23 protein-coding genes and 1 tRNA gene are annotated in these 24021 nt (G+C 73.1%); 9 read left to right on the top strand and 15 right to left on the bottom strand.

The features are described from left to right. Nucleotides 1–9: 9 nt before the first annotated feature. Entirely contained in the window at nucleotides 10–501 is a 492-nt protein-coding gene (locus tag HGAM_RS02275; RefSeq protein WP_019143851.1) for an inorganic diphosphatase, read from the top strand. A gap of 48 nt (nucleotides 502–549) precedes the next feature. Here HGAM_RS02275 and HGAM_RS02280 read toward each other — a convergent pair whose 3' ends face one another. After that, nucleotides 550–1176, bottom strand: a complete 627-nt coding sequence (locus HGAM_RS02280) for a TetR/AcrR family transcriptional regulator (protein WP_019143852.1) — start codon at nucleotides 1174–1176, stop codon at nucleotides 550–552. A 107-nt stretch (nucleotides 1177–1283) separates the two neighbouring features. On the opposite strand from HGAM_RS02280, the gene HGAM_RS02285 reads away from it, so the two are divergent. Genes HGAM_RS02285 through HGAM_RS02295 form a run of 3 tightly spaced genes read left to right on the top strand, consistent with a single transcriptional unit; the run spans nucleotide 1284 to nucleotide 3125 of the window. Continuing rightward, nucleotides 1284–2243, top strand: coding sequence for an NADPH:quinone oxidoreductase family protein (locus tag HGAM_RS02285; RefSeq protein ID WP_019143853.1), 960 nt, complete (start codon nucleotides 1284–1286; stop codon nucleotides 2241–2243). A 52-nt stretch (nucleotides 2244–2295) separates the two neighbouring features. After that, nucleotides 2296–2601, top strand: coding sequence for a type II toxin-antitoxin system VapB family antitoxin (locus HGAM_RS20510; RefSeq protein ID WP_019143854.1), 306 nt, complete (start codon nucleotides 2296–2298; stop codon nucleotides 2599–2601). Beyond that, complete coding sequence (locus HGAM_RS02295) at nucleotides 2598–3125, top strand: LytR C-terminal domain-containing protein (RefSeq protein WP_019143855.1); 528 nt, start codon at nucleotides 2598–2600, stop codon at nucleotides 3123–3125. Before HGAM_RS20510 ends, HGAM_RS02295 begins: the two co-directional genes overlap by 4 nt. Here HGAM_RS02295 and HGAM_RS02300 read toward each other — a convergent pair whose 3' ends face one another. From HGAM_RS02300 to HGAM_RS17295, 3 genes are read right to left on the bottom strand one after another with little or no spacing between them, the layout of a single operon-like run. Beyond that, on the bottom strand, nucleotides 3126–4613 hold the full coding sequence (locus tag HGAM_RS02300) for a potassium/proton antiporter (RefSeq protein ID WP_019143856.1): 1488 nt from the start codon (nucleotides 4611–4613) through the stop codon (nucleotides 3126–3128). 34 nt (nucleotides 4614–4647) lie between these two features. Beyond that, the gene (locus tag HGAM_RS17290; RefSeq protein WP_049798116.1) at nucleotides 4648–5640 is read right to left on the bottom strand and encodes a GGDEF domain-containing protein; all 993 of its coding nucleotides are present in this window, start codon (nucleotides 5638–5640) and stop codon (nucleotides 4648–4650) included. Next, nucleotides 5637–5939, bottom strand: coding sequence for an ArsR/SmtB family transcription factor (locus HGAM_RS17295; RefSeq protein WP_019143857.1), 303 nt, complete (start codon nucleotides 5937–5939; stop codon nucleotides 5637–5639). Before HGAM_RS17295 ends, HGAM_RS17290 begins: the two co-directional genes overlap by 4 nt. Nucleotides 5940–6106: 167 nt before the next feature. Here HGAM_RS17295 and HGAM_RS02315 point away from each other — a divergent pair, with 167 nt between their 5' ends. Both HGAM_RS02315 and sigJ read left to right on the top strand, forming a co-directional pair. After that, on the top strand, nucleotides 6107–7939 hold the full coding sequence (locus HGAM_RS02315; RefSeq protein ID WP_020691435.1) for a phosphoenolpyruvate carboxykinase (GTP): 1833 nt from the start codon (nucleotides 6107–6109) through the stop codon (nucleotides 7937–7939). A gap of 71 nt (nucleotides 7940–8010) precedes the next feature. Next, nucleotides 8011–8886, top strand: a complete 876-nt coding sequence (sigJ, locus tag HGAM_RS02320; RefSeq protein WP_019143859.1) for an RNA polymerase sigma factor SigJ — start codon at nucleotides 8011–8013, stop codon at nucleotides 8884–8886. 1 nt (nucleotide 8887) lies between these two features. Here sigJ and HGAM_RS21110 read toward each other — a convergent pair whose 3' ends face one another. Beyond that, the gene (locus HGAM_RS21110) at nucleotides 8888–10177 is read right to left on the bottom strand and encodes a methyl-accepting chemotaxis protein (RefSeq protein ID WP_019143860.1); all 1290 of its coding nucleotides are present in this window, start codon (nucleotides 10175–10177) and stop codon (nucleotides 8888–8890) included. 200 nt (nucleotides 10178–10377) lie between these two features. Between HGAM_RS21110 and HGAM_RS02330 the strand changes: the two genes are divergently transcribed. Continuing rightward, nucleotides 10378–11148, top strand: a complete 771-nt coding sequence (locus tag HGAM_RS02330; protein ID WP_019143861.1) for an SDR family oxidoreductase — start codon at nucleotides 10378–10380, stop codon at nucleotides 11146–11148. Here the strand turns inward: HGAM_RS02330 and HGAM_RS17305 are convergent. From HGAM_RS17305 to HGAM_RS02365, 7 genes are all read right to left on the bottom strand, one after another. Further along, nucleotides 11145–12761 (bottom strand): SpoIIE family protein phosphatase, encoded by a 1617-nt coding sequence (locus tag HGAM_RS17305; protein ID WP_019143862.1) that lies wholly within the window; start codon nucleotides 12759–12761, stop codon nucleotides 11145–11147. The two genes, HGAM_RS02330 and HGAM_RS17305, sit on opposite strands and share 4 nt — an antisense overlap. A 13-nt stretch (nucleotides 12762–12774) precedes the next feature. Then, complete coding sequence (locus HGAM_RS17310; RefSeq protein ID WP_019143863.1) at nucleotides 12775–14370, bottom strand: SpoIIE family protein phosphatase; 1596 nt, start codon at nucleotides 14368–14370, stop codon at nucleotides 12775–12777. 163 nt (nucleotides 14371–14533) lie between these two features. Further along, a tRNA-Ser gene (locus HGAM_RS02345) sits at nucleotides 14534–14624 on the bottom strand. A 13-nt stretch (nucleotides 14625–14637) separates the two neighbouring features. Continuing rightward, nucleotides 14638–15603 carry a hypothetical protein gene (locus HGAM_RS02350; RefSeq protein WP_019143864.1) on the bottom strand — a complete coding sequence of 322 codons (966 nt, stop codon included), beginning with the start codon at nucleotides 15601–15603 and terminating at the stop codon, nucleotides 14638–14640. Nucleotides 15604–15753: 150 nt separating this feature from the next. Further along, on the bottom strand, nucleotides 15754–17205 hold the full coding sequence (locus HGAM_RS02355) for an Ig-like domain repeat protein (RefSeq protein WP_019143865.1): 1452 nt from the start codon (nucleotides 17203–17205) through the stop codon (nucleotides 15754–15756). A 104-nt stretch (nucleotides 17206–17309) separates the two neighbouring features. After that, nucleotides 17310–18014, bottom strand: coding sequence for a TetR/AcrR family transcriptional regulator (locus HGAM_RS02360; protein ID WP_038951494.1), 705 nt, complete (start codon nucleotides 18012–18014; stop codon nucleotides 17310–17312). A 49-nt stretch (nucleotides 18015–18063) separates the two neighbouring features. Beyond that, a complete protein-coding gene (locus HGAM_RS02365) occupies nucleotides 18064–18930 on the bottom strand; it encodes an LLM class flavin-dependent oxidoreductase (protein WP_049798119.1) in 867 nt (288 codons plus the stop codon). Between the two features lie 170 nt (nucleotides 18931–19100). On the opposite strand from HGAM_RS02365, the gene HGAM_RS02370 reads away from it, so the two are divergent. Both HGAM_RS02370 and HGAM_RS02375 read left to right on the top strand, forming a co-directional pair. Beyond that, entirely contained in the window at nucleotides 19101–20318 is a 1218-nt protein-coding gene (locus tag HGAM_RS02370) for a saccharopine dehydrogenase family protein (RefSeq protein WP_019143867.1), read from the top strand. A 209-nt stretch (nucleotides 20319–20527) separates the two neighbouring features. After that, nucleotides 20528–21670: an Ig-like domain-containing protein gene (locus tag HGAM_RS02375; protein WP_019143868.1), complete on the top strand. Its 1143-nt coding sequence runs from the start codon at nucleotides 20528–20530 to the stop codon at nucleotides 21668–21670. A gap of 56 nt (nucleotides 21671–21726) precedes the next feature. On the opposite strand, the gene HGAM_RS02380 is transcribed toward HGAM_RS02375, so the two are convergent. The 3 genes from HGAM_RS02380 to HGAM_RS02390 all read right to left on the bottom strand — a co-directional run bounded on the left by HGAM_RS02380 (nucleotide 21727) and on the right by HGAM_RS02390 (nucleotide 23941). Further along, entirely contained in the window at nucleotides 21727–22329 is a 603-nt protein-coding gene (locus tag HGAM_RS02380) for a CE1759 family FMN reductase (protein ID WP_019143869.1), read from the bottom strand. Further along, complete coding sequence (locus tag HGAM_RS02385; RefSeq protein ID WP_020691432.1) at nucleotides 22326–23447, bottom strand: LLM class flavin-dependent oxidoreductase; 1122 nt, start codon at nucleotides 23445–23447, stop codon at nucleotides 22326–22328. Before HGAM_RS02385 ends, HGAM_RS02380 begins: the two co-directional genes overlap by 4 nt. A 101-nt stretch (nucleotides 23448–23548) precedes the next feature. Then, complete coding sequence (locus HGAM_RS02390; RefSeq protein ID WP_020691431.1) at nucleotides 23549–23941, bottom strand: hypothetical protein; 393 nt, start codon at nucleotides 23939–23941, stop codon at nucleotides 23549–23551. Between the last annotated feature and the right edge of the window lie 80 nt (nucleotides 23942–24021).

Consider the following 24021-nt stretch of genomic DNA (forward strand, 5'->3'; position numbering starts at 1 on the left):
GGAGGAACCGTGATTTTCGACGTCACCGTGGAGATCCCCAAGGGGAACCGCAACAAGTACGAGGTGGACCACAAGACCCACCGCATCCGCCTCGACCGGACGCTCTTCACCGCGACGCAGTACCCCGCGGACTACGGCTTCATCGACGACACCCTCGGCCAGGACGGCGACCCGCTGGACGCGCTCGTCCTGCTCGACGTCCCCACGTTCCCCGGCTGCGTCATCACCTGCCGCGCGATCGGCATGTTCCGCATGACCGACGAGGCCGGCGGCGACGACAAGGTCCTGTGCGTCCCGGCGACGGACCCGCGCCACGAGCACCTGCGCGACATCCACCACGTGCCGGAGTTCGACCGGCTCGAGATCCAGCACTTCTTCGAGGTCTACAAGGACCTCGAGCCCGGCAAGTCGGTCGAGGGCGCCTCGTGGGTCGGCCGTGCGGCCGCCGAGGTCGAGATCGAGGCCTCGTTCCAGCGCTTCAAGGACAACGGCGGCTACTGAGCCAGCTCGTCCCGTGACGACGGGCCGTCCCCCTCGGGGGGCGGCCCGTCAGTCGTTCCCGGCGCGCGTGGCACCGGCGAGCAGCGCCCGCATCGCGGTGCCGAACAGCTCGACGTCGACCTCGTGGTCGATCGAGCGCAGCGCGCCCAGGCCGACGCCGAGGCTGAGCAGCACCGTGGCGGCCTCCTCGTAGGAGTACGCGAGCCGGAGCCCCTCCCCCTCGACGACCTCGCGGATCAGCCCGGCCGTGGCGCTGCGGATCTCGCGGTGGCGTCGGCGCAGCTCCTCGGCGACGTACGCGCTGTGCCGCGCGGCGACGGCCAGTTCGACCTCCAGCGCCATGGCGCGCGGACGTCCGACGTTGGAGCGGGCCCACCGGGCGAAGGCGTCGATGCGCGCGTCCAGGTCGCCCTCGCCGCTGAACGCCGACACGACCCCCTCGACCTGGCGCTCGTGCAGCGAGTCCAGCACGGCCAGGCACAGCTCCTCCTTGCCGGAGAAGTTCGAGTAGACCGCGCCCTTGGAGTAGCCGGCCTCGACCGCCACCTTGTCCAGCGACGTGGCGGCGTAGCCGTCGTCGAGGAACATCCGGCGGGCGACGTCGATGAGCCGCCGCCGGGTCTCGGCCTGCCGGGCGGCACGGCTGCGGGCGGTCTGGGATGCGGTCTCGGCCACGGAGCCTCCTGGTCGTCTGCCCAGAAGTATTCCCCGTACCGGCGGTATCCGGAACCGGAGGGCCGCGGACTAAGCGATTGCTCACCTGTCTGCTCTAGGCTCCCGGCATGCGTGCCGTCCAGATCACCTCGCTCACCGGTCCCGACGACGTCGTCGTCACCGACGTCCCCGCGCCCCAGGCCGCGGACGACCAGGTCCTGATCGACGTCCGGGCCGCCGGCGTCGCCTTCCCGGAGGTGCTGCTCACCCGTGGGCAGTACCAGATGAAGCCCGACCTGCCGTTCGTCCCGGGCGCCGAGGTGGCGGGCGTCGTCGCCAGCGCCCCGGCCGGGTCCGGCCTCTCCGTGGGCGACCGCGTCGCCGCCCTGCCTCTGCTCGGCGGTTTCGCCGAGCAGGTCGCGGCGCCGGCCGACCTGGTCTTCCCGCTGCCGGACTCGATGAGCTTCGAGCAGGGCGCGTCGGTCATCTTCAACTACGGCACCGCCTACTTCGCCCTGGTCGAGCGCGGCCGGCTCGCTGCCGGCGAGCGCGTGCTGGTCCACGGCGCCGCGGGCGGCATCGGCACCGCGTCGATCCAGGTCGCGAAGGCGTTCGGCGCGTCCGACGTCGTCGCGGTCGTCTCCACCCACGAGAAGGGCGAGGTCGCGCTCGCCGCCGGCGCCGACGCCTACGTGCTCCTCGACGGCTTCCGCGACTCGGTGAAGGAGCGCGGCGGCGTCGACCTCGTCGTCGACCCGGTCGGCGGCGACCGGTTCACCGACTCGCTGCGCTGCCTGCGCGAGGACGGCCGGCTGCTGGTCATCGGCTTCACCGCCGGCTCGATCCCCGAGGTCAAGGTGAACCGGCTGCTGCTCAACAACGTCGAGGTCACCGGCGTCGGCTGGGGCGCGTACGTGCTCGGCCGGCCCGGCCACGTCCGCAAGGAGTGGGACGCGATGCTGCCCCACCTGGAGTCCGGCGCCCTGGCTCCCGTGGTCGGCGCGACGTACCCGCTGGACGACGTCGCGCGCGCCCTGCACGACATCGACGAGCGTCGCGCGACCGGGAAGATCGTCCTGACGCCCTGACTCACGGCTCGGCGTCCGGGACGTCGCCTGGCCTCCCGTCTAGACTGGCGCCGTGATCTTCAAGCGCGTGAACCCCGGGCGTCCCTACCCGGACCACGGCTTGACCGCCGCCCAGTGGGCCGACGTGCCGCCCACCCAGGTGCGCCTGGACGAGCTGGTGGCCACCAAGACCGAGCTCGACCTCGAGACGCTGCTCGACGAGGACTCCACCTACTTCGGCGACCTGTTCGCCCACGTCGTGCGCTGGCGCGGCGAGCTCTACCTCGAGGACGGCCTGCACCGCGCGCTGCGCGCCGCCCTCCAGCAGCGCACGATGCTGCACGCCCGCGTCCACGACCTGCAGGAGGCCTCCGCGTGAGCCGACGCCGCATCACGTCCGCCCTCACCCTCGCCGTCGCGTGCGTCGTGCTCGTCGGCGGTGCCGCCTATGGTGCGCGGCTGCTGCTGGCCGAGGCCGACACCACGGTCGAGGGCCCCACCTGCACCGACACCCTCGTGAAGCGCGGCGAGAAGCTCACCTCGAACCTGGTCACGGTGCACGTGCGCAACGCCAGCGAGAAGAGCGGCCTGGCCAACCGGGCGTCCCTGCAGCTGCAGCGACGCGGGTTCCTGGCCGGCAGCGTCGGCAACGCGCCCGAGGGCGTGAAGGCCGAGCGAGCCACGATCCTGGCGCCGGACGCGAACGACGACATGGTCAAGCTCGTCGCCCAGCAGCTGCGCGGCAAGGTCCGCGTCGAGAAGCCGCCGGTCGGCACCGCGCTCGCCGAGGGCGTCACGGTCGTCGTGGGCCAGGACTACGCCGGGCTCAAGCGCGCCCAGCCGGCCGTCACCGCGACGAAGGACGTCACGGTGTGCGTGCCCAACGAGTCCGCCGTCGAGTAGTCAGGCCTCCGGGTCCCACCCGGCCAGGCGGCCGTGGCGGGCCACGTCCCGCAGCCGCGCCTCGGTGCGCAGCCGCAGCCGGCGCGGCACCACCACCAGCATGTCGTCCTCGACCCGGATCCGGGTCGTGCGGTGCGGCACGACGCTCTCGCCGTCGCGCACCACGAGGGTCACGCTGGCGCCGACCGGCAGGCGGAGCTCGCCGATCTCGACGCCCGCCAGTCGTGACCCGGCCGGCACGTGGACGAGCAGCAGGTCGGCCGAGATGCGCTCGAGCGGCGCGGCCTCCACGTCCATGTCGCGCGCGCCGTCGTCCAGCACCCCGGCGCGGGCGGCCATCCAGCCCAGGGGCAGCGCCTGGGCCAGCGTCGAGCCGATGACGAAGACCAGCACGATGTTGAACAGGTCGTGGGCACCCGGCACGTCCGCCGCGAGCGGGATGGTCGCCAGGATGACCGGCACCGCGCCGCGCAGACCGGCCCACGAGACGAACAGCTGCTCGCCCACGGGCCGGCGGAACCAGACGGCGCAGACGGCGACCGACAGCGGCCGGGCCACGAAGGTCAGCACCGCCCACGCGCCCAGTGCCGTTCCCGCGTGCCACCACTCGATCGTGAGCGGGTCGGCGAGCAGGCCGAGCATCACGAACAGGCCGATCTGGGCGAGCCACCCCACGCCCTCGGCGAACGAGCGGGTCGCGGCCCTGTGCGGCAGCTCGGTGTTGCCCAGCACGAGCGCCGCCACGTACACCGCGGCGAAGCCGCTGCCGTGGACCGAGGCGGCCAGGCCGTAGGCCATCACCGTGAACGCCAGCACGGCCAGCGGGTACAGGCCCGACGAGGGCAGCGCGATGCCGCGCAGCAGGCGTCCGCCGCACCAGCCGACCGCCAGGCCGAGCGCCCCGCCCAGCAGCAGCTCGCCGGCGATGATCGCGGCGGTGAGCAGGGCCGGCTGGTCGGCCAGGTCGCCGGCCGACAGGGCGACGACCAGGACGACGATGGGGGCGTCGTTGAGCCCCGACTCGGCCTCCAGCACGCCGGCGACCCGGGAGCGGAGCGGCACCGAGCGCAGCACCGAGAACACCGCGGCGGCGTCCGTCGGGCTCGCCACCGCGGCCAGCAGGAGCGCGAGCTGCCAGTCCAGGCCGAGCAGGTGGTGCGCGGCGAGCGCGACGACGAGCACGCTGACGGTGACGCCGAGCGTCGCCAGCAGCAGGCCCAGGCCCATGGCCGGGCGGACGTGCTCCCAGCGCGTCGTGAGGCCACCCTCGGCGAGGATCAGCACCAGCGCCGCGAGGCCGAGCGCGAGGGCCAGGTCGGCGTCGTGGAAGTGCCCGTAGAAGCCGGTCTCGTCGAGCAGCAGGCCGATGCCGAGGTAGACCAGGAGGCTGGGGAGCCCGAGCCGGTGGGAGAAGCGGACCGCGACGATCGCGAGGATCAGGACGGCCGAGCCCACCAGGAGCAGCACGTCGAGCGCGACCTCGTGCACGGCGCCTCCTCAGGGTCGGCGGAGTGCCGCCATGCTAACGGCCGGGCTCCTGGTCACCGCGGGCCGCCGCCTCCCGGTGGTGGCGGGCCTTGCGCGTGTACATCCGCTCGTCGGCCAGCTCCAGGACCTTCGCGAAGTCGTCCCCCGGCTGGGCGGAGGCCACGCCCCACGACCAGCCGGCCGGGGACGTCGCGTGCAGCTCGGCCATGCGGGCCTCGGCGTGCGTCTCGTCGGTGTCGGGCAGCAGCATGACGAACTCGTCGCCGCCGGTGCGGCCCAGCACGTCGTTGCCGCGCAGGTGCCCGCGCCAGTGGTCGCAGACCGACTCGAGCAGGACGTCGCCGGCCGCGTGGCCGTACGTGTTGTTGATCTGGCGCAGGTCGTCCAGGTCGACGACCACGACGGCCAGGGGCTTGCCGTAGCGGCCGGCCCGGCGCAGCAGCCGCTGCGCCTCGTCGCGAACGCCGCGCAGGTTGAGCGCCCCGGTGAGCGCGTCGGTGACCGAGAGCGCCTCCAGCCGGCGACGCAGGCGGCGGAGCACCTCGACGGCCACGAGCGACTCCAGCAGCACCGTGACCGCGAGCCCGGCCAGCCCCTCGCCACGGAGCACGATCGCCACGAACCACGTGGCCACGCCGACCAGGTGGATCGTGCGCGGCAGGCGTCCGGGCACGAACCAGACGGTGTACGCCCCCAGGACGGGGAGCACGAGGCCGTTGCCCAGCGCCGCGACCATGAGGTCCGTCGTGACGGTCAGCACCGTGACGGTGGTCATCAGCGGGACGAGCAGCACCGTCGCCTCGGCGCGGGTGAAGCGGGGGCCGCGGACGAGCGCGTATCCCGCGCAGGCGAAGGCGAGCACCGCGAGGGTGGCCAGCACCTCCGGCGGGTTGGTGCCGTCCACCGGCAGCACGACGTTCGTGCCGAGCGCGATGCCGCCGCAGCCGAACAGCAGGGCGGTGACGAGCGGGAGCTGAGGCGCCTCGCGCAGGTGGTCGGTCGCGGGCGCGACAGGGCGCTTCCTCACGGGCGCCCCGGGACGGACAGCGAGCCGACGATGCCGCGGGCGGCGGCGACCAGGTCGCTCGCCTCCGGGACGGTCGCGGAGTAGACCACCTCGCCGTCCTGGCGGCGCGACGCCACGAGCCCCGCCCGGCGCAGCACGGCGAGCTGGTGGGACAGGTTGCTCGGCTCGGCGTCCAGGGCCTCGAGCATCTCGTGGACCGCGTGGTCGCGGTCGGCGAGAAGCTCCAGGATGCGCATCCGGGTGGGATGGCCGAGGGTGCGGAAGAAGTCCGCTGCCCTCTGGTGCTCGGGGTCGTGCACGGGTCGCTCCTCGTGAGTGAAGTGCGATCTGTGCCACTCTGCGAGAGACCGCTTCTGTGCCACCCTGGCTGCCCAGGGCAGTGCCTGACGGTACTGTCACTTGCACGGTTCTTCAATGACGGACCGTGCCAGCGCGTTCGCGTGACCGCAGCGAGAGGAAGAATACGATGACTGACGTGGAGTCGGTGCTCGACGAGGCCGGGCTGACCAATCCGCACGTGCGCGAGTACGTGCAGTACTGGGCGGCACTGACGGGGGCCGAGCGGGTCGAGGTGGTCGACGCGTCCGACGACGCGCGCCTGGTGCAGGAGTCCCTGGACGCCGGCGAGCTGCTGCCGGCCGGCGAGGGCCTGTACTACTCGCGCAGCTACCACAAGGACACCGCGCGCTCCGAGGAGCGCACGATCGTGGCCACGAGCAACCCCGACGACCAGGGCGTCTACAACAACTGGCGTCCGTCCGCAGAGATGAAGCCGCTGCTCGAGGGCAAGATGAAGGGCGCGTCGCAGGGCAAGACGATGTACGTCGTCCCCTACCTGATGGCGCCGCAGGGCTCGCCGCTGGAGAAGTACGCCGCGGGCGTCGAGCTCACCGACACGCGCACCGTCGTGCTGCACATGATCCGCATGGCGCGCGTGGGCGTGAAGTACATCAACGAGCTGGCGGAGCCGGACCACTTCGTCCGCGCCGTGCACGTGACGGGCGACCTGGAGACGCTCGGCCACGGCACCGCGGACGACCAGCGGTACTTCGTCACCGTCGCCGACGAGCGCACGATCCTGCACTACGGATCGTCGTACGGCGGCAACGCGCTGCTCGGCAAGATCGCCCACGGCCTGCGCCAGGCCGCCTACGACGGCTGGGCCTCGGGCGAGTTCCTGGCCGAGCAGTTCATGCTGCTGGGCATCACCGACAAGGAGACCGGGAAGAAGTACCACATCTGTGGCGGCTTCCCGAGCGCGTCGGGCAAGACGAACCTGGCCATGACGCTGGCGCCGGACTCGCTCGGCGACCGCTACTACGTCGAGTTCTACGGCGACGACATCGCGTGGCTGTGGGTCGGCGAGGACGGCCGCCTGTACGGCATGAACCCCGAGAACGGCGTCTTCGGCGTCGCCAAGGACACCAACGAGGTCACCAACCCCGGCGCCCTGCACTCGGTGGACGCCGGCACCGGCGCGATCTTCACCAACATCGCCTACAACGAGAAGACGCAGGAGGTCTGGTGGGAGGGCAAGACGCCCGAGCACCCGACCGACCTGGACGGCTGGCTGGACTGGAAGGGCGAGCCCATCGCCGACCGCGCCGAGGGCTCGGACGCTCCGTGGGCGCACCCGAACAGCCGCTTCACCACGACGCTGGCGAACGTCCCGAACATCGCCGGCGACTTCGAGGACCCGAAGGGCGTGCCGATCGACGGCATCATCTTCGGTGGCCGCACCCGCGACCGCGAGCCGCTGGTCCGCGCGATCCACGACCTGGCCGAGGGCGTCTACGACGGCCTGACGCTCGGCGCGGAGGCGACCTTCGCCGCCGAGGGCGTCGAGGGCCAGCTGCGCTACGACCCGATGTCGATGCGTCCGTTCATGTCGTACCCGGAGGGTCCGTACGCGGCGCACTGGCTGAAGATCGTCGGCGCCGCCAAGGAGCAGCCGATCTTCGCGCACGTGAACTGGTTCCAGCGCGATCCGCAGGACGGCCACTTCCTGTGGCACGGCTACCGCGACAACCTGCGCGCGCTGCTGTGGCTCATGGAGTACAAGAACGGCGAGGTCACCGGTCGCGAGACCCCCGTGGGCGTCCTGCCGCTCAAGGAGGAGCTCAAGCTCGAGGGCATGGAGATCACCGAGCAGGACCTCGAGACGATCCTGTCGATCGACGTCGACCGCTGGAAGCAGGAGATGGGCTTCCGCGAGGAGCACCTCAAGGCGTTCGCCAACCTGCCCGAGGCGATCTGGGAGGCCCACCGCCGCGTGGCCGCCGCGCTCGACGAGGCCTGAGCCGCACGCCCGCTCGACCGGAGCCCCACGGACCGTATGGTTCGTGGGGCTCCGTCGTCTCCGGGAGGGACATGACCACCACCGCACCGTCGGCCGAGGACGCGCGTCCGCGGCTGCTCGCCGTGGCGTTCCGGATGCTGGGCGACGCCGCCGAGGCGGAGGACGCCGTGCAGGAGGCCTACGCGCGCTGGTACCGGCAGACCGACGACGAGCGGGCCGACGTCCGCGAGCCCGCCGCCTGGCTGACGACGGTGACGTCGCGCATCTGCCTGGACGTGCTCGGGTCGGCCCGGCACCGGCGCGAGACGTACGTGGGGCCGTGGCTGCCCGAGCCGCTGCCGGCCCACTCCCCCGTCGTGGCGCCGGACCCGGCCGACCTGGCCGTGCTGGGCGAATCGGTCGACCTCGCGGTGCTGGTCGCCCTGGAGGCGCTCACCCCGGGCCAGCGGGTCGCCTGGGTGCTGCACGACGTCTTCGCGGTGCCGTTCGAGCAGGTGGCCGAGGCGGTCGGCCGCACGCCCCAGGCCTGCCGGACGCTCGCGTCCGCGGCCCGTCGCGCGCTGCGGTCGGACCGCCGCGTCACCGCGACCCGTGAGGAGCACGCCCGGGCCGTCGCCGCCTTCCAGGCCGCGTGCCTCACCGGCGACCTCGGCGCGCTCGTCGCCGTGCTGGACCCCTCGGTCGCCCTGGTCTCGGACGGTGGCGGGGTCGTGAGCGCCGCACGGCGTCCCGTGCGCGGCGCCGACCAGGTCGCACGCTTCTTGCTCGGGCTGCTCACCCGCCGCAGCGGTGCCCAGGTGGACGTCGGCGAGGTCGGTGGCCGCACCGTCGCGGTCGTCTCTGAGCACGGCACGGTCGACACGGTGCTGGCGCTGGGCGTCACCGACGGCGTCGTCAGCGACGTCTGGGTCATGCGGAACCCGCGCAAGCTCGCCGCCTGGGGCTGACTCAGCTCAGGATCGCGCGCGTCGCCTGCGACTGGTCGGCCAGCACCGAGCCGATCGTCACCTGGGTCTCGTTGACCCGCTCGACCGACTCGCGCAGGTTCTCCAGCGAGCCGACGACGTCGGCGACCTGCTGCTGGATCGACGTGACCTGCTGGTCGACCTGCTTGGTGGCGTCGGCCGTCGCGACGGCGAGCTCCTTGACCTCGTTGGCGACCACGGCGAAGCCCCGGCCCGCGTCCCCCGCGCGGGCCGCCTCGATCGTGGCGTTGAGGGCGAGCAGGTTCGTCTGCGCGGCGATCTTGCGGATCGTGCCGACGACGTCGCCGATCTCGGCGCTGGACCGGCCGAGGTCGGTGACCAGCTCGGACGCCTCGTACGTGACACGGCGACCCTCCTCGGCGACCGACGACGCCACCGCGACGTTCTCCTCCACCGTGCGGATCGAGCCCTGGATCGTCTCGCCGGCCTGCTGCAGGCGCTGGCCGACGGCGAGCCGCTCGAGCGCCTGGCTCACCAGGAACGCGGTGTTGCGCAGGGCCTCCTCGCGGCTGCGCTGCAGCGTGAGGGTCTCGGTGGCGAAGAAGTCCATCGTCCCGACGACCTCGCCGCCGACGATGATCGGCAGGCACACGCCGGACTTCACACCGGCTGCTTGGGCGACGGGAGCCCGCACGCAGTCGACCATCTCGCCGAGGTCGCTCACGAAGACCATGTCGCGGCGCGCCCAGGTGCGTCCGGACAGACCGACACCGGGGGCGAACGTCGAGCGCAGGGTGACCTCGCGGAACGCCGGCCCGGCGTCGCCGGACTCGACGGCGAAGCGCAGCACGCCGGCGTCGGGGTCGACGGCCCAGAACGATCCGTAGGCCCAGCCGAAGCCGACCCGGATTCCGTCGAGCGCGAGCCGCAGGGCCTCGTCGCGCGACGACGACTCCGACACCTGGCGCAGGATGCGGCCCATGGTGTCCAGGTCGAGGTCGACCTCGGCCTGACGGGCGGTGGCGCGCCAGCGGTCCAGGGTGGTGGCGAGGGTCGAGGCGAGGACCCGCTCGACGGGGACGGCGACCTCGGCGGGTCCGTCGACCTCGAGCCGGGCGGCGGCGTCGTCCCAGTGCAGGTGCACGTCGGCGCCGTCGAGCCGGTTCGAGAGCGCCCGGACGGCGCGCTCCAGCGCGGGACGATCGGCGGCGGCGGCGATCTCGTCGACCGCGTCGGCCAGGACGGTGGGGTCGACGACGGGGGTGGGTGCGGCAGCGTCGTCACGGCGGCGCTTGCCCAGCAGTGCAGGCATCCTTGCTCCTTCATGCCCGGCGACGTCCTGTCACCGGTCTGGCTGCTGGTCGGCGCAGACGACGAAGCGGGGGAGCCTGAGCCGCGCGACCAGGTGGGACCTCGGAACGTACCAGCGGGTAGTGAACAGTGCGCGACGAATGAGAACGATCGTTCTCGACGGCAACCTCACGTTCCGGACGGCTGCGTCGTCAGGAGGGCATGGAGAACAGCACCAGCACCCGCGTCGCCGTCGCCGGGGGAACCGGCACCGTCGGCCGTCATGTCCTGCAATCACTGGCCGATCGGGGGATCGAGACGGTCGTCCTGACCCGGTCGAGCGGGGTCGACCTGCTCACCGGCGCCGGGCTGACGGGCGTCCTCGCGGGGGTCTCCGCCGTGGTGGACGTCACGTCCGTCGCGAGCACCTCGTCGGCCCGCTCGCGGGACTTCTTCGGCACCGTCACCCGCACCCTGCTCGAGGCCGGACGAGCCGCGGGCGTGCGACACCACGTCGCTCTGTCGATCGTCGGCGTCGACCGCGGCCGCACCGGGCACTACGCCGGCAAGCTGGTGCAGGAGCGGCTCGTCGAGGACGGTCCGGTGCCGTGGACGATCCTGCGTGCGACCCAGTTCCACGAGCTCGCCGCGCAGATGCACCAGGCGCTCCGGGTCGGTCCGGTGCACCTCGCGCCGCGCATGCGGTCGCAGCCGGTCGCCGCGGCCGAGGTCGGACGCCGGCTCGCCGAGCTGGCCCTCGGCGACCCCGCCGGTCGCGCCCGAGAACTGGCGGGCCCGCACGAGGAGTCGATGCTCGCGATGGTGCGGGCCTACGACCGGGCGACGGGCGGACGCGGTCGCGTCGTCGGTGTGCCGCTGCCCGGCCCGCTGGGGCGCGCCATGCGCCGCGGCGACCTGCTGCCGGGGCCCGAGGCCGAGCTCGGCACCGAGACGTTCGACCAGTGGCTGCGCCGGACGTCGGGGCGGGACTAGTCCAGGCGGCCGACGCGCAGCACGAGCACCACGACGTCGTCGTCGGCGCCCTCGGCCAGCTCGAGCAGCAGCCGGTCGGCGAGCCGCTCGGCCCCGACGCCGACGCTGTGCCCGACGACGCGGGCGAGCCGCTCGATGCTGCGGGTCAGCGACGTCCCCCGGCGCTCGATGAGTCCGTCGGTGCACAGCACGAGCACCGAGCCCTCCTCGATCTCCCGCTCGTGGTCGGTGCGGGGAGCCTCGACGTCGACGCCGAGCATGAGGTCGGCGCCCTCGTCGAGCACCTCGACGTCGCCGCTCGGACGCAGCAGCACCGGCGGGATGCTGCCGGCGTTGCTCCACCGCAGGGTCCAGCGGCTGGCCGCGCTCTGCTCCGGGGCCTGCTCCAGGCGGCAGAGCACGGCCGTGGCCAGCACGCCGTCGTCGAGCCCGGCGAGCGCCCCGTCCAGGTGGTGCACGACCTGCGACGGCGGGACGTCGAGGGAGTAGGCGATCGCGCGCTGCATGTTGCGCGCGTGGGCCATGCCCGCGGCGGCGAGGCGGTCATGGCCCGAGACGTCGCCGACGCCGACGGTCAGGCGTCCGCGGGCGTCGACGAAGGAGTCGTACCAGTCACCGCCGACCTCGGCCTGGTCCTCGCTGGCGCGGTAGCGCACGGCGACCTGGACGTGGTCCGGCTGGCGAGGTGCGCTCAGCAGGCTGTTCTGCAGCGCCTCGGAGAGCCGGCGCTCGCTCTGGGCGATGCTGCGCTCGACCTCACGGGCCTCGAGCCGCCCCCGCACCTGGCCGGCCGCCGTCGCGACGAGACGCAGGAAGTCCAGGTAGTCGTCATCCGGGGCCAGGCCGTCCGCGAGCCGCGCGACGAGCACCGGCGGGTCGACGTCGGCCGCACCCAGGCGCATGGGGAGCCAGACGACCCGGCCCCCGTCGTGCTCGTGGACCAGCAGGTCGGTGCCGCTCAGCGGCCGGGGCGGGACGTCCGGCAGGACGCTCGCGCGACCGGGGTCGGCCGCGGCCGAGGACCGCAGCTCCACGACCGGCAGGTCGGCCTTCGCCCGCAGGAGCACCTCGACCGTGGCCGGCAGCACCTCGTCGGCGGCCTCGACCTCGGTCAGCCGCGAGCGCAGCCGGGTCAGCACGTCCAGGCGGCGCAGGGCGACCACCTCGCGCGTCGTCTCGGCGGCGATGTCGAGGACGCCCTCGACGGCGCCGTCCTCGCCGTGCACCGGTGAGTAGGAGTAGGTGAAGTAGCAGTCCTCCAGGAAGCCGTGCCGCTCGAGCGGGACGAGCTGGTTCTCCACGTACGACGGGCCCTCACCGGCCAGCACGGCCTCCATGACGCCGCCGATGATGTGCCACGCCTCGGGGAACACGTCGCGCGCGGACGCGCCCAGGGCGGCGGGGTGCTTGTCGCCGATCATCCCCGTGTAGGCCTCGTTGTAGACCATGACGAGCTGCGGGCCCCAGAACAGGGTCGCGGGGTACTCGGTGTTGACGACGAAGTCGACGGCGTGACGCAGGGCGGGGCTCCACCGGTGCGGGTCACCCAGCGGCGTGGCGGCCCAGTCGACGTCCGAGAACCCCGGCCCGTCCGTCCAGCTCCGGTCCGGCACTCGTCCCTCCTCGTCAGCCGTCCACGCGCAGCACCAACAGCGCGATGTCGTCGTCGGTGCTCGTCGAGACGTGCGTGAGCAGGTGCTCGGCCAGCTGGTCGGCGTCGAGGCCGGTGCGCCCGTCGAGGGTACGCGTCAGCCGCTCGATGCTCTCGGTCAGGGACCGGTCGCGTCGCTCGATCAGGCCGTCGCTGTAGAGCACGACGCTGCTGCCGGGCTCCAGCGGGACGCTGTGGTCGTGGCGCACCAGCTCCGGGTCGACGCCGAGCATGAGGTCCGCCGGGGGGTCGAGCAGCTCGGCCCGGCCGTCGGCGTGCACGAGCACCGGCGGCAGGCTGCCCGCATTGGTCCAGCTCAGCTGCCAGCCGCCGTCGTCGGCCTGCTCGACGCGAGCGAGCAGGGCGGTCGCCATCACGCCGAGGTCCAGCCCCTCGAGCGCCTCGTCGAGCGCCGCCATGACCCGCGAGGGCGGCTCCTTCATGGTGAACGCGAGCGCCCGCAGCATGTTGCGCGCCTGGGCCATGCCGGCTGCGGCGGTGCGGTCGTGGCCGGACACGTCGCCGACCGTCACCGTGAGGGCGCCGTCACCGGCCAGGAACGAGTCGTACCAGTCGCCGCCGACCTCGGCCTGCTCGGCGCTGGCCCGGTAGCGCACCGCGACCCGGAACCCCTCGACCTGGGTCGGAGGCGTCAGCAGGCTGTGCTGCAGCGCCTCGGAGAGCTTGCGCTCGCTGAGCGCGATGCGACGCTCGACCTCGCGTGCCTCCAGCCGGTTGCGGGTCTGGGTGACCGCAGTGCTCACCAGGTTCAGGAAGCTGAGGAAGTCGTGGTCGGGACGCAGGCCGGGGCTCAGGGCGGCGACGAGCACCGGCGGGTCGCCCGGGTCGACACCGGCCGAGCGGACGGGCATCCAGGCGACGTGGCCCGCCCCGGTGTCCTCCAGGAGCAGGTCGGTGCCCCGCAGGGACCGCGGCGGGGTGGCGGGCAGCCGGGTGCCGGTGGACCGGGTCGCCGACGGACGGTACTCGACGTCGGGCAGGTCGGCGTCGGCCTGGGCGAGGACGCCCAGCACGACGTCCGCCAGGTCGTCGACCGCCTCGACGTCGGCGAGCTGGGTGCGCAGCTGGGCCAGGACGGCCAGGCGGCGCAGCGCGACGACCTCGCGGGTCTTCTCCGAGACGATGTCAATGACGCCCTCGACCGTGCCGTCCTCGCCGTGCACGGGCGAGTAGGAGTAGGTGAAGTAGCCGTCCTGCAGGAAGCCGCCGCGCACGAGCGGGACGAGCTGGTCCTGGTAGTACAGCGCCCCCTTGCCGTCGAGCACGTCCTGCATGGCCTCGCCGATGAGGTGCCACGCCTCGGGGAAGACCTCCGCGCACGGGCGGCCGAGGGCCCACGGGTGCTTCTCGCCGAGGATCGGGACGTACGCCTCGTTGTAGACCAGGACGAACTCCGGACCCCACAGCAGCGTGGCGGCGTACTCGGTGTTGACGACCAGGTCGACGGCCTGCCGCAGCGCGGTCGACCACTGCTCGGGCGGACCGAGCGGAGTGGCGGACCAGTCGACGTCCGCGAACCCGGGACCGCGCTTCCACAGCTGTTCGAGCACGGCACCTCCTGACCCGCGGGGCCGGTCGTGCCGGCGTCGGGGCTCAGCATCCCACCTCCTGGGATGCTCGGCTATTCCAGCCGTCGTGAGCCTGCGCACGAGGCGGTGGCGACGTCCCCTAGACGCACGAGAGCCCCGGTCCCTGACGGGACCGGGGCTCTGCTGGCGGTGGCGGTGGGATTTGAACCCACGGTGGGCTGTTAACCCACACACGCTTTCGAGGCGTGCTCCTTAGGCCGCTCGGACACGCCACCGCGGAAGACCTTACTAGAGGGACGACGCGTCCTCGAAATCGGGCCCGGGCCAGGCGTCGGGGTCGACCGCGTAGACCCACCGGCGGTGCGGCCACTCGGTCAGCGTCCACAGCTGGTGCCGCTCGGGCCAGTAGGTGATGTCCTCGGCGCCGGTGGCCAGGACGCCCGCGTGCTTGCGCCAGCGGCCGGGCTCGCCGACCCACAGCGCACCGGGCTTGCCCTCCCCCGCGCTGGCGGTGACGAACCATGTCGACCCGGCCTGGCAGGTGCCCTGCATGCGATGCGGCTGCTCGTCGAACCACTCCGGGTCGGCGGACGCCGGCAGGCCCAGGTCGTCGACCACGTGGCGCACCATGCGGTGGCGCGCCGCGGCCTTGGTGCCGTACTCGCCGGCGACCAGCCGAGGGGTGTCGCCGCTGCGGTCGAAGGTGAGGAACGACCACGTCATCTCCGAGCGGTCGCGCCTCGGGCGGGTGCGGTGGGCCGAGTGCAGCGGCAGGACGTAGCGGTACCCGCGCCCCCGCCAGCGCGAGACCCGCTCGACGTCGTCCAGGTCGAACACCCGGAAGCCGAACGGCCCGGCTGCGACGTACAGCCGGGTGCCCTCCCAGGCCAGGCCCCCGGCGTGCACCCGCACGGTGAGCATCGGGCGCAGCGGGCCGAGCCACCGCGGCCCGGGCCGGTGCACGAGCCGGACGTGCCGGTAGCGCGGCCGCTCCCCGGCGGGGTCGATGACCGTGACGCGGGACCCCAGTCCGAGCAGGCCGAGGAGGCCCTTGGCGTACCAGCTGGCGATCATCACCGGCCGACCGCTCCAGCGGCCGTGGGCGGACGTCGTCAGGCCCTGCGGCCACCAGCGGCGGGTCGCCCGGTCGCGGGCGTCCCAGGTGAACCCCTCGACCGCCGCCTTCGCGGGGACGTCGACGCGGACGCCCTCGCGGTCGAGGTCGTCCAGGACGGCAGTGAGTCCGACACGCATCCCGCCACGGTAGGACGGCTGGGCCGCTCGCTCACCTCGAGCGGGTCGGCGCAGACACGGTCGGTCGCCACACCTCGGACGAGTCGGCTCGGGACAGACGGCGACGCGCACCCGGCCTCACGGCCGGGTGCGCGTCCTGGAGCCTGCAAGTCAGCGCACGCGCACCCTCACCTTGGTGGCCGCGCTCCGGACGTCGGCGTTGCCACCGAACACGACGGTCAGCGTGCGCTTGCCGCGCTTGAGCGCCTTGAGCCTCACCGTGGCCCGTCCGCTCGCGGAGACCTTCGCGCGTCCGACGACCTTCGAGCCGTCCTTGACCACGACGGTGCCGCCGAGGGCCACGCCGGAGGCCCGGACCGTCACGGCGAGCTTGCCGCCCCGCTTGGTGAGCCGGCTGGCCTTCGCCGCGACGGCCGCCGGCGCCTTGGCCACGACCACGCGCACCGCGGTCGAGGAGCCCTTCAGCCGGTTCGAACCGCCGTACGTCACCGACAGGCTGCGACGGCCGGCCCGCAACGCCCTGACGGGCACCCGGACGGCGGCACGCACCGCGCTCCCGACCCGCGCGCTGCCGACGACGCGCGCGCCATCCCGGACGACGACGGTGCCGGCGGCAGAGCCGCCCCGTCCGTCCACCGTCACCGCGACCGCCCCGGACCGACCGGCGACGAAGCCGGTCGCCGCCCGGGCCGACAGTCCCGCCATGGGCTTCGTGGGCTGGCCGATCGGGCCACCCGGGTTGCCCGGCTGGTTCGGCGTGCCGGGCACGCCGGGAGTCTCGGTCGCGAACACGCCGACGTACGGCGCGTACCAGCCACCGCTGACGTTGAACATGTGCGTGGCGCGCACGCCGAACTGGACGTGGTCGCCTGCCCCGGCCGCGGGGCAGACGCCGCCACCCTGGCGGCGCCAGGTGCACGAGGGCGGAGGAGTACCGGATCCGATGAGCCGACGCGTCGCCGTCACCGGGACGAACAGCATGAGGCCTTCGTGGCGCGACAGAGTCCACGGCATCGGCGCCGTCCCGGCCGCGTTGGTCGACTGGATCAGCACGCCTCCGTGCGGGCCGGTCGATCCGGCGAAGTTGGTCGTGTACTTGACCTCCTGCTTCGGGCGGACGATGCCCTGGATGACGTGGTTGCCCGCCGCCGGGTCGTAGGCGGCCTCCATCCCCGTCGGCAGCATGAGCTCGGTCTGGATCGTCGTGCTCGTGCTGCCGGCGCAGGCCGAGCCGATGTAGCTGTACTCGAGCTGCACGTAGAACGTCTCACCCGGCTGCGGGACCAGGCCGCCCTTGAACCACTGAGCGACGCGGGCCCGGCCGGCCACCGGCACGTCACCGTACTGGCACGTGAGGGAGTCGTACTCGGCCTCGCCCCAGCTCGGGACGTCCGGGGGCGGATCCGCCAGCTGGTAGCCCTTGAGCTGGGGCGGCAGCGGCACGTCGTCACCCGCGGCCGGGTGCGCCCCGGCCAACGTGCTGACGTCGGACGACGGCGAGGAGCTCTCCTCGGCGTGGGCCGGCGCGCCGAGCGCGCCGACGAGGAGCGCGAGCGTCGCGGCGGCTGTCGCGAGCGAGCGTGACGGGCGTTGGAACCTCATGACTGTGCGTTTCCCTCCGGACCAGGTCGACTGGCGCGGTACCAGTCCGTGCCGACCCTAGGGACGCCTCGCCGGTCACGGATCCCAGACGTGAGGGGGAGCCGCTACCTCGAGCGGGCCAGCTGCCCGGCCGCGGAGTCCAGCAGCACGCCCAGCACCATCGGGTAGGCGCTGTGCGGCATCCGCGCGGCCAGCAGGTGCGCGGTCGCGGCGATGTGCGGGTACTCGTCGGCGGGCAGCCGCGCGTAGGTGGACGTCCACATGGCCTCGTCGGCCGCGCGCTCGTCGTCCCCGAGTGTGAGGGCACCGGCATCGAGCGCCGCGAAGGCCAGCGTCAGGTCGATGAACGCGTGGTAGAGGCGAACGGCTCCGGCGTCGGGGAACCCGGCGTCGCGCAGCAGGCCGAGGATCGCCTCGTCGACGGCGATCTCGCGCGGACGCCCGGTGACCCGGCTCGCGGTGAGCACCGCCGCGTGCGGGTGCTCCAGGTACGAGGCGTGGATGGCGAGGCCGAGGTCGCGCAGGTCGGCGTGCCAGTCGCCGGCCGGTCGCCAGGCCTCGCGCGCGCGGCCCACGAGCTCGTCGCCGACCGCGCGCACGAGGTCGTCCATGCCCGCGAAGTAGCGGTACAGCGTGCTGGGGTCGGCGCCCAGCGCGGCGCCGAGCCGGCGGGCGGTCAGCCCGCTCGCCCCGTGCCCACGCAGGACCCGCAGCGCCGTGTCGACGATGACCGACTCGGACAGCACCACGCCCGAGCGGGTCGGGCGGCGCCGGCGGCGCTCGCCGTCCGGCACGACGTTCTTGGCCACGGCTCCTCCTCGTCCGGCGTCCAGCGTCATGACGCGACGGCGACGCCGGTCATCGTCCCAGCACCGCGGCCAGCACGTCGAGGTGACGCGTCGCGCCCTCACCGCGCGGCCACAGCACGGCGACCGTCGCGGCACCGAGCTCGCCGTAGCGGCCCAGCGCGTCCCGGAAGGCCTCCTCCGACTCGAGCGGACGCTCCGAGCCGTAGCCCAGGACGACGAGGCGCGGCAGGGACGACGGGTCGCGGCCGGCCGCCGCGCACGTCTCGTCCAGCAGCTCAGCTGCCGCGCGATCTCCGCCTCGGCCGTGCCCGCGTACACGCGCGGGTCCTGCGCGACGTCCTGAGTGATCCACAGGTCGGCGTGCTCGGCGGCCACGCGCATGCCTCCCGCACCCGTGGCCGCGACGGCCAGCGGCGGACGTCCGGTCGCGCTGCGCCGTGACGACGGTGAACCGAACGGTCGTGAAGCGTCCGTCGGCGTCCACCGTCCCTCCGTCGAGCAGACGCCGCAGCATCTCGGTCCACTCCGCCAACCGGCTCATGCGGTCGCGACGCTCCAGGACCGGACCGCCGAGGGCGTCCGAGTCAGCCCCCGGTCCGCCCGCGCCGACGCCGAGCACGAACCGTCCGGCCGAGACGTCGTGCAGGGTGAGCGCCGCCTTGGCGCTCGGGGCCGGGTGGCGGAAGTTCGGGGTCGTCACCATCGTGCCGACCCCGATGCGGGTCGTCGTGGCCGCCGCGGCGGCCAGGTGCGTGGTCGCCTCGTGCCACCGCTCGTGCTGCGGCTGCAGATTCAGATGGTCGTAGATCCAGCCGCGGCCGACCCCCATCTCCTCGGCCAGCCGCCACTCGGTGGCGCTCCGCGTCCAGACCTGGTCCGGCGACATCACTGCGTCCACGACCGGCGTGCGTGTCATCGGACTCTCCTCTCCTCGCACCGCGCGATCGGAGCCTGGCGACCGTAGGACGACGGCGCGGACGGCGCCTCCCAGTTCACTGGGTCTTATGCCAACGTCGTTGACGTTGTTCGTTCCCACGGGCTTCCATCGGGGTACCGAGGCGTCCGCCTCCTGACGAAAGGTCTGACATGCGAGTCCTGCTCGTGGGCGCCGGCGGCGTCGGAAGCGCCGTGGCGCGCATCGCCGCCCGGCGCGAGTTCTTCGCCCACATGGTCGTGGCCGACTACGACCTCGCCCGCGCCGAGGCGGCCGTCGCCGCGGTCGACGACGACCGGTTCACCGCCGCGCGGCTCGACGCCACCGACGAGGACGCGGTGCGCACCACGCTCGAGCGCGAGCGGTGCGACGCGCTGCTGAACGCGACCGACCCCCGCTTCGTCATGCCGCTGTTCCGTGCCGCCCTCGCCGCAGGCACGCACTACCTCGACATGGCGATGTCGCTGTCCGTCCCGCATCCCGAACGTCCGCACGAGGAGGTCGGGATCAAGCTGGGCGACGAGCAGTTCGAGCTCGCCGGGCAGTGGGAGGCGTCCGGACGCCTGGCGCTCGTCGGCATGGGCATCGAGCCCGGCCTGGCCGACGTCTTCGCCCGCTACGCGGCCGACGTCCTGTTCGACGAGATCGACGAGATCGGGATCCGCGACGGCGCGAACCTGACCGTCGAGGGCTACGACTTCGCCCCCTCGTTCAGCATCTGGACGACGATCGAGGAGTGCCTCAACCCGCCGGTGGTCTACGAGCGCGACCGCGGCTGGTTCACGACGCCGCCGTTCAGCGAGCCGGAGGTGTTCGACTTCCCCGAGGGCATCGGTCCGGTCGAGTGCGTCAACGTCGAGCACGAGGAGGTGCTGCTCGTGCCGCGCTGGGTCGACGCCCGCCGGGTGACCTTCAAGTACGGGCTCGGCGACGACTTCATCGGCAAGCTCAAGACCCTGCACGAGCTGGGACTGGACTCGACCACGCCGGTGACCGTGCCGAGCGCGAACGGTCCCGTGCAGGTCTCGCCGCGGGACGTCGTCGCGGCCTGCCTCCCGGACCCCGCGAGGCTCGGCGACCGGATGTCCGGCAAGACCTGCGCCGGCACCTGGGTGACCGGCACGAAGGACGGCCGGCCGCGCGAGGTGTACCTGTACCACGTCGTCGACAACGAGTGGTCGATGCGCGAGTACGGCAGCCAGGCCGTCGTCTGGCAGACCGCGATCAACCCCGTGGTGGCGCTGGAGCTGCTCGCGGCGGGCGAGTGGACCGGCGCCGGCGTCCTGGGACCCGAGGCGCTCGAGCCGAAGCCCTTCCTGGACCTGCTGACCGCGTACGGCTCCCCGTGGGGGATGCGCGAGCAGGGCTGACCCCACCTTCCTGGGATGGCCCTGCCGACGAACGGCGGGCATCCTCGTCGCAGCGGCCCCCTCGCCCCACCAAGACCTCGAGGGGGCCGCTGTCGTGCGTCCGGGCCGGGATGAAGATCGTCCGTTCTACCCCGGAGGACGGCAGATCGTCGCTAGGTTGCCCTCGACGGCACGCGCCGCGGGCCGCCCTCTCCCGTGAAGGAGCCCCCGTGACCCCTCGTCGACGCCTCGCCGCCGCCGCCCTCGGCGCCGCCCTGCTGGGCGGGACGCTCGCCGCCGCGCCCGCCTCGGCGCAGCAGCGCGAGTACACCAACCCGCTGTCCACCCCCACCGTGACGACCGACCTCGACGTGCCGAGCCTGTCGGTGGACGCCACCCCCTCGACCCTGGACGTGCGTCTGCGCACCGAGAACCTCGGCGGCGACTACACCGTCGAGCTCCTCCTGGCGCAGCGCAGGACGCTCGACGGAGGCCACGGCATCAACCTGCGGGCCGAGGTGAGCGACGACGTGGTCACCAGCCTGTCCGGGTTCGCGGTCCCGGACGTCACGAAGGAGGGCGACGTGACGCCGCTGCCCGCGAGCACCCTCGGCTTCCAGCGCACCGGCGGCCTGCTGCGGATCACCCTGGCCACGACGTCCGTCGTCTGGGACGGCGGCATCCACGTCGGTGGCCGGCTCCGCGAGACGTCGGGGAACGACCGGTTCTTCGCGGCGGCGTTCAACCTGGAGTCCGGCCTGCCCCCGACGCTCTTCGGCCCGATCACCACGGCTGCCGACCCGACGAGCACCACGCTGGGCCTGTCGGCGAGCCGACAGGTCTACGGCCAGACCCGGCCGACCGTCCTCACCGCCAAGGTCCCGGCAGGGGTGACCGGCTCGGTCACGTTCCGCGACGGCGCCCGCACGCTGGGCGTCGTCAAGCAGGCCGGCGGCACCGCCCGCCTCACCCTGCCCCGCACGCTGCTCGCCGGCACCCACACCCTGACCGCGACGTTCGTCCCCACCGACCGGACGCGCCACAGCACCAGCACGGCTGCCACCTGGCTGACCGTGTCGCCACACGCCACGACCACGGCCGTCCGGCTGTCCAAGGCCAAGCAGAGGCTCCGCGGCAGCAAGCCCGCGCGGGCGACCATCACGGTCTCCGGCCGGGCCCCCGGCACCGTCACCGTCTACGACGGCCGCCGGAAGCTGAGGACCGTCCGGCTGTCGGCCGGTCGCGCGACGTACACGCTGCCGCGCACGCTCAAGGTGGGCCGGCACAGCATCAAGGCCGTGTACCGGCCGGCGACCACCGGCACGTACGCCGCCTCGACTTCGAGCACGGTGCGGCTGACCGTCACCCGCTGACGCCGGGACGCACGAAGGGCCGGGACCCCGAGGTCCCGGCCCTTCGTCGTGTCACGTCACTGCGGCGGACGGCTCGCCGCCAGGAACGTGTCGCTGAACAGGTCGAAGTCGCCGCTCGGGCCGCGCCCGCTGCCGCCTCCGCCGAGGATGCTGGCGAGCTCGCCGACGGCCCGGTCGATGCGGGTCGTCAGCGCGCCCTTGCCCTCGCTGCCCCAGTCGTGCGGGCTGGCGAAGATGCCGGTCGGGACCACGAGCGCCTGCAGGTAGGCGAACAGCGGCCGCAGTGCGAAGTCGATCGCCAGCGAGTGCCGCGCCGTGCCGCCGGTCGCGGCCAGCAGCACCGGCTTGCCGGTCAGCGCGTCGGGCTCCAGGCCGTCCACGAACGACTTGAACAGGCCCGGGAAGGACGCCTTGAAGATCGGCGTGACGACGACGAGCGCGTCCGCGCCGGTCACGGCGTCGACGACCGGGCGCAGGTTCCCGTTCGGGAAGCCGGTGAGCATCGCGTCGGTGACGTCGTGGGCGTAGGCCCGCAGCGAGTAGATCTCGGTCTCCGCGTCCGGGACCTGGGCCCGGACGGCGGCGAGCACCTGCTCGCCGAGCATGGTCGAGCTGGACGGCTCGCTGAGCCCGCTGGTGAGGGCGACGACCTTGGTCATGCGTGCACCTCCTGGGTGCTGGTGTCCTCGGCGACCTCCGCGTCGGCGGCCAGCTTGGCCGCGACGCGCGAGGCGTGGTCGGGGGTGTCGGGCACGTCCGCCGGACGGCGGGCGGCGAACTCGGCGCGCAGCGTGGGCAGCACCTCGCCGAGCAGGTCGAGCTGGTCCAGGACGGTCTTGAGCGGCAGGCCGGCGTGGTCGACCAGGAACAGCTGACGCTGGTAGTCGCCGAAGTAGTCCGCGAAGGCGAGGGTCTTCTCGACGAACTGCTGCGGGCTGCCGACGGTCAGCGGCGTCTGCTCGGTGAAGTCCTCCAGGCTCGGGCCGTGGCCGTAGACCGGCGCGTTGTCGAAGTACGGGCGGAACTCCTTCACCGCGTCCTGGCTGTTGCGCGCCAGGTAGAACTGGCCACCCAGGCCGACGATGGCCTGCTCGGGCGTGCCGTGGCCGTAGTGCGCGTAGCGCTGGCGGTAGAAGTTGATCAGCCGGATGTAGTGCTCCTTGGGCCAGAAGATGTTGTTCGCGAAGTAGCCGTCGCCGTAGAACGCGGCCAGCTCGGCGACCTCCGGCGTCCGGATCGAGCCGTGCCACACGAACGGCGCGACGCCGTCGAGCGGGCGCGGCGCGAGCGTGAAGCCCTGCAGCGGCGAGCGGAACTCACCGCTCCAGTTCACGACCTCCTCGTCCCACAGCTTGCGCAGCAGGTGGTAGTGCTCGAGCGTCAGCTCGACCGCCTTGCGGCCGTCGTAGCCGAACCACGGGTAGACCGGTGCCGTGTTGCCGCGGCCGAGCATGAGGTCCATGCGGCCGTCGACCAGGTGCTGCAGGTACGAGTAGTCCTCGGCGATCTTGACCGGGTCGTTGGTCGTGATCAGCGTCGTGGACGTCGAGAGCTTGATCCGCTCGGTCAGCGCGCCGATGTGGGCCAGCAGCGTCGTGGGGCTGGACGGGTGGAACGGCGGGTTGTGGTGCTCGCCGGTCGCGAACACGTCCAGGCCGACCTCCTCGGCCTTGCGAGCGATCGCGACGGTCGCCTTGATGCGCTCGTGCTCGGTGGGCGTGACGCCCGTGGTGGGGTCCTCGGTGACGTCCCCGACCGTGAAGATGCCGAACTCCATGCCAGCCATGACCTGCTCCTCAGCTCGTCCCACTGTCTTGTTGAAACTTCAACCACCATAGAGGCAGAGATGTTCCCGGGACAAGGGACGGGTCGTGTGACCTAGGCGGCGTCGACGACGCGGCGCAGCGCCTCGGCCGCGCACGCGACCTGCCACGGCGCGTCCTGGGCCACGAGCGCGGCGTGCTCGGGGTGCTTCTCCCAGGCGGTCGCCTGGGCCCGGACGTCGAGCCGCTCGGCGATGAGCTTCGCGTCGGCGCGCACCACGTCCTCGTCGGCGAAGACGACAGCCAGGTCCTCGGGCTCGCGGACGTCCGCGGCGCGGTAGCCGGCGACCGTCGTCTCGTGGTGCAGGCGCCAGACCTCGAGCTGCGCGTCGTCGCACCGGTCGGCGCCGTAGGCGTCCCGGGCGGCCGCCGGGTCGACGCCGAGGACGGCGCACAGGGCGGTCACGTAGTCCTGGACGATCGTCGCGCCGAGGGAGGGGCTGCTCATGCTGGTCACGGTCCGAGCCTAGAAAACGTTTGGCAGAGGCGCGTGACGAGGGCGGGTGCGGCCTGCGTGGAGCGGTGGGC

Source organism: Aeromicrobium massiliense JC14 (genome assembly GCF_000312105.1).
Classification (GTDB): Bacteria; Actinomycetota; Actinomycetes; order Propionibacteriales; family Nocardioidaceae; genus Aeromicrobium; species Aeromicrobium massiliense.